This window comes from Ruegeria sp. E8 (genome assembly GCF_056533985.1).
Genome location: NZ_JBQFOY010000020.1, coordinates 70,847 through 80,034 on the forward strand (window position 1 = coordinate 70,847; position 9,188 = coordinate 80,034).

General features: G+C 55.2%; 12 protein-coding genes. 1 reads left to right on the top strand and 11 read right to left on the bottom strand.

Annotated features, from left to right (window positions below):
- Window positions 1–5 precede the first annotated feature (5 nt).
- From rpsC to ACR0LF_RS19970, 6 genes are all read right to left on the bottom strand, one after another.
- Entirely contained in the window at window positions 6–713 is a 708-nt protein-coding gene (gene rpsC / locus ACR0LF_RS19945; RefSeq protein ID WP_170515959.1) for a 30S ribosomal protein S3, read from the bottom strand.
- Window positions 713–1,093: a 50S ribosomal protein L22 gene (rplV, locus tag ACR0LF_RS19950; protein WP_039538267.1), complete on the bottom strand. Its 381-nt coding sequence runs from the start codon at window positions 1,091–1,093 to the stop codon at window positions 713–715. The genes rpsC and rplV overlap by 1 nt, the downstream gene beginning before the upstream one ends.
- 3 nt (window positions 1,094–1,096) lie before the next feature.
- Entirely contained in the window at window positions 1,097–1,375 is a 279-nt protein-coding gene (rpsS, locus tag ACR0LF_RS19955; protein WP_005980699.1) for a 30S ribosomal protein S19, read from the bottom strand.
- Between the two features lie 3 nt (window positions 1,376–1,378).
- Window positions 1,379–2,221 (bottom strand): 50S ribosomal protein L2, encoded by an 843-nt coding sequence (rplB, locus tag ACR0LF_RS19960; protein ID WP_008757664.1) that lies wholly within the window; start codon window positions 2,219–2,221, stop codon window positions 1,379–1,381.
- Window positions 2,222–2,412: 191 nt separating this feature from the next.
- The gene (locus ACR0LF_RS19965; RefSeq protein WP_480583000.1) at window positions 2,413–3,357 is read right to left on the bottom strand and encodes an FRG domain-containing protein; all 945 of its coding nucleotides are present in this window, start codon (window positions 3,355–3,357) and stop codon (window positions 2,413–2,415) included.
- Between the two features lie 458 nt (window positions 3,358–3,815).
- Complete coding sequence (locus tag ACR0LF_RS19970; RefSeq protein ID WP_480583003.1) at window positions 3,816–4,397, bottom strand: YceI family protein; 582 nt, start codon at window positions 4,395–4,397, stop codon at window positions 3,816–3,818.
- A 101-nt stretch (window positions 4,398–4,498) separates the two neighbouring features.
- On the opposite strand from ACR0LF_RS19970, the gene ACR0LF_RS19975 reads away from it, so the two are divergent.
- Window positions 4,499–4,942, top strand: a complete 444-nt coding sequence (locus ACR0LF_RS19975; RefSeq protein ID WP_480583006.1) for a MarR family winged helix-turn-helix transcriptional regulator — start codon at window positions 4,499–4,501, stop codon at window positions 4,940–4,942.
- Window positions 4,943–5,043: 101 nt separating this feature from the next.
- Here the strand turns inward: ACR0LF_RS19975 and ACR0LF_RS19980 are convergent, their stop codons facing one another.
- The 5 genes from ACR0LF_RS19980 to ACR0LF_RS20000 form a co-directional block, all read right to left on the bottom strand.
- Complete coding sequence (locus ACR0LF_RS19980; protein WP_008757532.1) at window positions 5,044–5,340, bottom strand: 50S ribosomal protein L23; 297 nt, start codon at window positions 5,338–5,340, stop codon at window positions 5,044–5,046.
- Complete coding sequence (rplD, locus tag ACR0LF_RS19985; protein WP_155148664.1) at window positions 5,337–5,954, bottom strand: 50S ribosomal protein L4; 618 nt, start codon at window positions 5,952–5,954, stop codon at window positions 5,337–5,339. Before rplD ends, ACR0LF_RS19980 begins: the two co-directional genes overlap by 4 nt.
- Entirely contained in the window at window positions 5,951–6,676 is a 726-nt protein-coding gene (gene rplC / locus ACR0LF_RS19990) for a 50S ribosomal protein L3 (RefSeq protein ID WP_170334115.1), read from the bottom strand. Before rplC ends, rplD begins: the two co-directional genes overlap by 4 nt.
- Window positions 6,677–6,694: 18 nt before the next feature.
- Entirely contained in the window at window positions 6,695–7,009 is a 315-nt protein-coding gene (gene rpsJ, locus ACR0LF_RS19995) for a 30S ribosomal protein S10 (RefSeq protein ID WP_008756422.1), read from the bottom strand.
- A gap of 174 nt (window positions 7,010–7,183) precedes the next feature.
- Window positions 7,184–9,025, bottom strand: a complete 1,842-nt coding sequence (locus ACR0LF_RS20000) for an amidohydrolase (RefSeq protein ID WP_480583015.1) — start codon at window positions 9,023–9,025, stop codon at window positions 7,184–7,186.
- Window positions 9,026–9,188: the final 163 nt, after the last annotated feature.

Genomic DNA, 9,188 nt, shown 5'->3' on the forward strand with positions numbered 1-9,188 from the left:
CCTCCTTAGCGACGGCCGCCCGCACCGCGAGGTGCCGGACCATCCTGGAGTTCCTGTGCTTTACGGTCACGTGCCTGCGGATCGTGCTCCATGATCTCACCTTTGAAGATCCAGACCTTGATCCCGATGATCCCGTAGGGGGTCATCGCTTCGGCATGTGCGTAATCGATGTCGGCACGCAGGGTGTGCAGAGGCACGCGGCCTTCGCGGTACCACTCGGTCCGAGCGATTTCGGCGCCGCCCAGACGACCAGCGACGTTCACCCGGATACCCAGGGCGCCCATGCGCATGGCGTTCTGAACCGACCGCTTCATCGCGCGGCGGAACGAGACGCGGCGCTCCAGCTGCTGAGCGATGGACTCGGCAACCAGCTGCGCGTCAAGCTCGGGCTTGCGCACTTCGACGATGTTCAGGTGCAGTTCGCTGTCGGTCATACGAGCAAGCTTTTTGCGCAGAACTTCGATGTCTGCACCTTTCTTGCCGATGATGACACCGGGACGTGCAGTGTGGATCGTCACGCGGCACTTCTTGTGCGGACGTTCGATGATCACACGGGCAACACCGGCCTGCTTGCACTCTTTGTTGATGAACTCACGGATCTTGAGGTCTTCCAGCAGAAGATCACCGTAGTCCTTGGTGTCGGCGTACCAGCGGCTGTCCCAGGTGCGGTTGACCTGCAGGCGCATGCCGATCGGATTTACTTTATGACCCATTAGGCTTGCTCCTCAACTTGACGCACCTTGATGGTGATCTCCGAGAACGGCTTCATGATCTTGCCGAAACGGCCACGGGCACGCGGACGACCGCGCTTCATGACCAGGTTCTTGCCAACCCATGCTTCGGCGACGATCAGCTCGTCAACGTCCAGGTTGTGGTTGTTTTCGGCATTCGCGATTGCGGACTGCAGGCACTTCTTGACGTCCTGCGCGACACGCTTGTTCGAGAAAGTCAGGTCGGTCAAAGCCTTCTCAACTTTCTTGCCGCGGATCATTTGCGCAACCAGGTTCAGTTTCTGCGGGCTGGTGCGAAGCATGCGCGTTTTCGCCATTGCTTCGTTTTCAGCCACGCGGCGGGGGTTCTTTTCCTTGCCCATGACTTACTTCCGCTTCGCTTTTTTGTCTGCGGCGTGGCCATAATAGGTACGGGTCGGCGAGTATTCACCGAACTTCTGACCAATCATGTCTTCCGAGACGTTGACGGGAATGTGCTTCTGGCCGTTGTACACACCAAAGGTCAGACCCACGAACTGGGGCAGAATGGTGGAACGACGCGACCAGATTTTGATGACTTCGTTGCGGCCCGACTCGCGCGCTGCTTCGGCTTTTTTCAGCACATAAGCATCGACGAAAGGACCCTTCCAAACAGAGCGAGACATAGATTAACGTCCCTTCTTCTTGGCGTGCCGCGAGCGGATGATCAGCTTCTGGGACGCTTTGTTCTTGTTGCGGGTACGCTTACCCTTGGTGTCCTTACCCCACGGCGTAACCGGTGTACGGCCACCCGAGGTACGACCTTCACCACCACCGTGCGGGTGATCGATCGGGTTCATTGCAACACCACGAACCGAAGGACGAACGCCTTTGTGGCGCATACGACCGGCTTTACCGAGGTTCTGGTTCGAGTTGTCGGGGTTGGACACGGCACCAACGGTGGCCATGCATTCCTGACGGACCATGCGAAGCTCGCCCGAGCTCAGACGGATCTGAGCGTAGCCGCCATCGCGACCAACGAACTGAGCGTATGTACCGGCCGCACGTGCGATCTGACCGCCTTTGCCAGGCTTCATCTCGATGTTGTGGACGATGGTACCAATGGGCATGCCCGAGAACGGCATTGCGTTGCCCGGCTTGATGTCGGCCTTGGCGGATGCCACGACTTTGTCACCAACAGCCAGACGCTGCGGAGCCAGGATGTATGCCTGCTCGCCGTCTTCATATTTTACCAGTGCGATGAATGCGGTCCGGTTCGGGTCATATTCGATCCGCTCGACGGTTGCCGCGACATCAAATTTGTTCCGTTTGAAGTCAACGATCCGGTAGAGACGCTTTGCGCCACCGCCGCGGCGGCGTGAAGTGATCCGTCCGGTGTTGTTCCGGCCGCCCGATTTGGTCAAACCCTCTGTGAGAGACTTGACCGGACGTCCTTTCCAAAGCTCCGAACGGTCGATCAGCACCAGCCCGCGCTGGCCCGGCGTCGTCGGCTTGTACGACTTGAGTGCCATGCTTTCTGTCTTCCGTTTAGCAAGTGCAGGGAGTTTCCCCGCTATGTGATAGGCCCCCGTAGGTGCCAAGGGTATAGGGCCCCGAAGGTCCCCGGTTACAAATATCAGAGGCCCCGGAACGAATCCGAGGCCGCAAGATTGGGAGCGTGTAACAGGGTTGGGGGTGGGTGTCTATAGGGAGAGTGGACTTTTCAATCACCAGACCATTTGATCTTCTCGGCAGTTTTTTCCAAACTTGGAAATAGGAAGTCTTTAGTTACTCCAAGACTGGCAAGTTCGGTTAATATGCGCTTTTTATCCCTTGGAGCGATGTATATTTCATGACGCTCCAAATCCCTCAGAAAATGCCGCTTTGGTAGAAGGCCACCATTCGCCAGAAACGCCTCTCTTTCAGGATTGAACAGCCCGAAAATGAGGAATGCGCCATTCTGGGATGTGATACGTACATCAAGCTTTCTCGGCAAAACCGCAACTATGTGTGTGAGATCATCGGGATGTAGATTATTGCCGATACTAGGATTGTCTCGGCTGGCCAGACGCAAAAGGTCTTGAATGTCAGAGCTTTCGTTGAATTTGGCGATGTAGGCGTCATCGAAATCTTCATCCGACCCCATAGTCGTTTCACTTAGCGCAGCTTCGCGACAACGCAACAAATGATCCTTCAGGGAAATTTTTTTATCAAATGATAAATAAGCCAAATTACAGAGAATCGCGACATTCTCGCTGTCAAAAAAGCGCTTTCTTAGTGACTGCGGATTAAAGATAATCACTTCACCTGCAGAGCGTTTCGAATGAGCTTTCGTAGAAGGCTTTGAACTTTCTTGGCACGCGAAGTACAGAGCAACAAGTGGATTTTTGGTAACATCCAGTAAACGCGTGGGCAGCCCATAATGTTGCGCGCGCGCCAATAACTCAAAGGTACTTAGATCGCGGGAAAACTCATCGGGGTGCTCCGCCAACAACTCTCGGATCATTTCATGTTCGCGTTTTTGCCAATCGAATGACCGCAACACCGATGGCTCGGCCATATATGCTCTGTTTTCGTGACCTCTGTACAGTAACTGGCCATCGTTCCACTTGGAATTTCGAACATAAATCTGTTCAATGTACTCGGATAGGTTCTTTATATAAGGCATTTTTTGCAAACAACTCTGCGTTGAAAGAAGTATTCGTACTCATTATCGCAAGAGCGAAGCTCCAACTGACTACCCAATTATCAACGGCCACGATTTTGCCCAAACTTGTAGGGAAAAAAGCAACAGAAAAGCCGGTATTGCGGACTATGCGCGGGACAAGGCCGAAGGCCGCCGCGCCAGCGACTGCCCGTCCCGGCGGGCTGGCGCTTTGGGGACGTTTGCGCCTCGCAACGAGTTCGGATGTATTTGGCAACATAAAGTGCACTGATTAGTCGTTGCAGCGCCATCCCACGGGCAGTCGCTGGCGCAGCTAGCCCGAGACAAAAAAACCCCCGCTTGCGCGGGGGCCTTTATCTTTCTCCAAAGACGAATCCGATCAGAGACCGGTGGACACGTTGGCGGCGTGACCCTTTTCTAGGATCACGCATTCTATCTCAACGTCTGTCCAACGGCCCAACTTACCCGTCCGCCTTCATCTCGGTCGCTATCTCGATGGTGATCGGCCCGGTCGAGAATGGCCCCACACCGAACTCCGTGTGGTCAATCTCTCCCTCCGCCGTGAAGGCCACCCAGTCGCCTTTGTAATAGTCGATAGCGCTGCCCAGCGGGTGTTCGCCCTGATGGGTCAGCGTGGTCTTGAGCGTCACGGGCTTGGTCACGCCGTGGATGGTCAGGTCGCCGGTTACATCCGCCGTGGTGTCGCCGGTCCGTTTGATTTCGGTGCTGACGAAGGTGATCTCGGGATAGGTTTCGACCTCAAGAAAATCCGCCGATTTTAGGTGATCGTCCAGAGGGCCAAAGCCCGAAGACAGGCTGCTCGTATCAATCGTTACGTTCAGGGTTGAGGCTTCGACGTCATCGGCGTTCAGGTCCAGCACGCCTTCGGCCTTGGTAAACTCACCATGCTGGTTCGAGACACCTGCGTGGCTCCAACCGAACCGAACTTCGGTATGCCCCTGATCGGTCTTATAGGCCTGCGCGAACGCCGGTGTCACGGCAACGGTCAAGGCAGCGGCTGCAATCATAGACTTTAAGGTCATGGCGGTATTCCTTCTATCCGGTAGGTACTGGAATGTAGATGAAATTTCATCTAAATAAATCGAACCGAGACTGCAATCACAAATAAGGAAAACACGAAGTTGTGAAGAACGATCTGCCAACAGAAACTGAGACAGAAATCTGGGTCGCCATGAACCGAGCCACCCGACGTATCCAGTCGGATATCAGCGCAGCCTTGAAGGAAGCGGGATATCCACCGCTGAAATGGTACGATCTGCTTTGGTCGCTGGAACGCCACGGGGGGCAACTACGTCCATATGAGCTTGCACGGGACACTATTTTCGAGCAGTCGAACCTGTCCCATCTGAGCAAGCGGCTCGCAGCAGAGGGACTGGTGGAGTTTGTCGAATTTGGTAGAGACCGGAGAGGCAAAGTCGTGAAAATCACGACAAAGGGACGGGATTTACGAAAACGCATGTGGTCCATCTACGGCCCTATGCTGCACGAAAGAATGCGCGCGTTTGGCAAGGTGGACGGTTGGCAGGCATTCATCGAAGCAGAGCAGGATCAAACCAGTCCAGACTGATTGGCCCCAAGATAACTTGCATGTTGCAGCCCCGCATGTTGCAGCACAAAAAAACCCCCGCTTTCGCGGGGGCCTTAATCTCATCCCAAAGACGGGTCCGATCAGAGACCGGTGGACACGTCGATGGTGTTACCCTCTTCCAGGGTCACATATGCTTTTTTGACGTCTTTCCGACGGCCCAGCTGGCCGCGGAACCGCTTGACCTTGCCTTTGGTCACGGTGGTGTTCACCGCCTTGACCTTCACACCAAACAGTGCCTCAACGGCCTCTTTGATCTGCGGCTTGTTGCTGTCGATCGCCACTTCAAAGACAACCGCGCCGTTTTCGGACGCCATGGTCGACTTTTCGGTGATGATCGGCTTGCGGATCACGTCGTAGTGTTCTGCCTTCGCGCTCATTTCAGACGAGCCTCCAGTGCTTCGACAGCCGCTTTGGTGAGCACCAGGGTGTCACGCTTGAGGATGTCATAAACGTTTGCACCCATCGACGGCAGGATATCCAGACCTTCGATGTTGCGCGACGCCTTCAGGAAACCTTCGTTCACGGTCGCGCCGTCGATGACCAGAGCGCGTTTCCAGCCCAGGTTTGCAACCTGTTTGGCCAGTGCGGCGGTCTTGCCTTCGGCTTCGGCGTTCTCGATTACAACCAGCTCACCCGCTTTGGCTTTTGCCGACAGAGCGTGGCGCAGGCCAAGCTTGCGGAACTTCTTCGGCAGGTCGTGGCCGTGCGAACGAGGGGTCGGGCCCTTGTAGATACCACCCTTGCGGAAGATCGGTGCATTACGGTCACCATGACGTGCGCCACCGGTGCCCTTCTGGCGATAGATCTTCTTGGTCGAGTAGCTGGTTTCCGAGCGGGTCTTGACCTTGTGGGTGCCGGCCTGCGCGTTGTTGCGCTGCCAACGGACCACACGGTGCAGGATGTCCGCGCGCGGCTCGAGACCGAACAGATCGGCGTTCAGCTCGATGTCGCCGGCTTTGCCGCCGTCCAGTTTGATTACATCAAGTTTCATGCTTCACCACCTTCCGCGGGAGCTTCTTCCGCAGGTGCTTCGGTTGCAGCCGATTTCACAGCAGCCGGGAAAGGCAGGCCTTCCGGTGCTTTCTTCTTGACGGCGTCCTTGACGGTAACCCAGCCCGATTTTGGTCCGGGAACGGCGCCTTTGATGAAGACCAGACCACGGTCGGCGTCAGTTTTGACGACTTCCAGGTTCTGGGTGGTTACACGGGCAGCACCCATGTGACCGGCCATCTTCTTGCCTTTGAAAACCTTGCCCGGATCCTGACACTGGCCAGTCGAACCGTGCGAACGGTGGCTGATCGAAACACCGTGCGAGGCGCGCAGACCACCGAAGTTGTGGCGCTTCATTGCACCGGCAAAGCCTTTACCGATCGAGGTACCCGAAACGTCAACCTTCTGACCTTCCAGGAAGTGTTCTGCCGAAATCTCGGCGCCCACATCAATCAGGCCATCTTCGGAGACGCGGAACTCGGCCAGCTTGCGCTTGGGCTCAACCTTTGCAGCGGCATAGTGACCGCGCATGGCTTTCGAGGTGCGTTTTGCCTTGGCAGCACCCGCGCCCAGCTGAACGGCGGTGTAGCCGTCTTTGTCAGCGGTGCGCTGTGCAACGACCTGCAGGTTGTCCAGGTGAAGAACGGTCACAGGGATCTGCTTGCCGTCTTCCATGAACAGGCGGGTCATGCCAACTTTTTTTGCGATAATACCAGAGCGCATAATCTATACCCTCCGATCTTACGACTGCAGCTTGATCTCGACGTCCACACCAGCAGCGAGGTCGAGCTTCATCAGCGCGTCAACGGTCTGGGGGGTCGGATCAACGATGTCGAGCAGACGCTTGTGCGTGCGGATCTCGAACTGGTCGCGGGATTTCTTGTCAACGTGAGGGCCACGGAGAACCGTGAACTTCTCAATCTTGTTCGGCAGCGGGATCGGGCCGCGCACGTTCGCGCCGGTCCGCTTGGCAGTGTTGACGATCTCTTGCGTGCTGGCATCCAGAACGCGATAGTCAAATGCCTTCAGCCGAATACGGATGTTTTGGCTTTGCATATTAACAGCCTTTTTTAGGCGTTGAGGTTGAGAGGAGGACAGACGCGCATCGCCAACCCTCTTCGAACCCAAAAGGCGGGAATCACCCCGCCTTGATGTTCTTATTGAGAACCCGCGCGTACTATAGGGGCCTGAGCATTTTGGCAAGAGGCAATCACCACAAAGAAAACCCTCTTATTCATCGCCAGACATGTCGTTGCTTAACCAAGGGTCTTCGACCTTCATGCCTTGATACACCGCATGCATGAAAAGGTGTGCAATCACAGGGTCACTAGAAAACGGTGAGAATTGCAAATTGCCCTCTTTCACGTCTTCCTCAGCTTCGTATACGATCTCATCACCCTTAACAGTCACCAGCACCTCAAGTTCCGCCAGAGTCTCCGGATCAATCGCCGTAGGATCATCCGACAGGATCACGAAATCCGCAACTTTGCCAACCTCGATCGTCCCCTTTTCATCTTCCTCGAAGTGCTGCCAAGCCGGCCAGATCGTCATTGCCTTCAGGGCGGTCATGACATCAACCCTTTGATGTGGACCTAAAATATCTCCGGACCGAGTGCGTCGAGTGACGGTTGCTGCAAGAACGCGCATGCTGTCCGGAAAGGCCACCGGAGCATCATGATGCGTGCCAAACATCATGTCCCGTTCACGCAGCCATCCCGTCGGCGAGATGTTGTCGGCATTCACCGGTCCGACCGTGTGATCCCGGTGCCAATCACCCCAATAGAATGTGTGCATTGGAAAGAGCGACGGGAAAACGCCGAGGCGTTTGAAACTGGCAACCTGATCCTCTCGTAGAAATTGTCCATGTATCAGAACCGGACGGTTGCCGGGGTCGCCATACTTTATCTGTGCCTCTTCGAGAGCAGCAATCAGCATGTCAGAAGCCCCTTCCCCGTTAGAATGCACAAGGATTTGGAGCCCATTTTCGTAGCACCAATCCACAGCGTCCTGGAGTTGCTCCATCGTGATCGCAGCATATCCAGCATATCCGGCGGCATAGCTCCCAACCGGATTGTAGTAGGGCCGGTCCCTCAAAGCCGTGAAACCCTGAGGTGATCCATCAATTGTTAGCTTACAGCCTCCAACTCGAACTCGGTTGTCGTAGTTCTTTGAGGTGTTTGTAGCGATGTAGTCCCTTGCCTCGAGAACGTCGGGAAAAGCCACCACGTCGATTGGAAGGCCTTCCTCGACGGCAACTTTTTTCAAAACATCAACAATTTCACCCGAAGATCGGCCTTCTTGTCCGGTTGTATATCCAAATTTAGCCCAGAGATCGGCACCTGCTCGGGCGAATGCTGCCAGACCTTCCTCACCCAAGTTACCCAACATAGGGACAAGAACCGAAAAGAATGCATACTCTTCCAGCACACCATTCGGTTCCCCAGCTTCGTTGCGCTGAATCACTCCACCCGGAGGAGCTTCTGAAGCCGCTGTGATGCCAGCCAATTCTAGCGCTTTTGAATTTGCTACGCCCAAATGTCCCGATTGATGAATGATTATGACGGGCAAATCCTGAGACACCATATCCAGTTCTTGTCGCGTGGGGTGGCGCAATTCCTCAAGCTGTGCGTTGTCGTAACCGAAGCCGATGATCATTTTCACCTGTTCAACAGCCGGCGCATTCTCTTCGGCCCAGTTGGACAGGGTGGATTGTAGGCTGGCGATATCAACGACCTCTCCATCTGGCGGCGCGAGAAGGTTGGCAGACAGCGCCTGCAATCCTCCCATGACAACATGTCCGTGGCTATCAACGAACCCCGGCAACATCGTACGCCCTTCCAGATCATAGGTCTCGGTTTCTTCGCCCTGATACCCTGACAAATCTGACAGCGACCCCACCGCAAGGATGCGCCCGCCTTTGACCGCGACTGCCTCAGCGGATGGAGCCATATCGTTCATCGTAATGATTGGCCCGCCGCGATAAATCCTATCCGCAATTTGTTGCGCGGACGCTGAGGTAGAAGAGAAAGCAACTGCCGCTACAAGACAAACTAAGCGCGCCGAAAAGTGCATCTTATGACCTCTTTCTAATTGCGATGTCTCAATACGAAAGAAGCTAGCATCACTGTGAGCTTTGGCAAAAACGAAAAAGGGCGTCCCGAAGGACGCCCTTTCTTTGGCTATTCGCTTGCGCGAATTACTCGATGATTTTCGAGACGACGCCGGCGCCGACGGT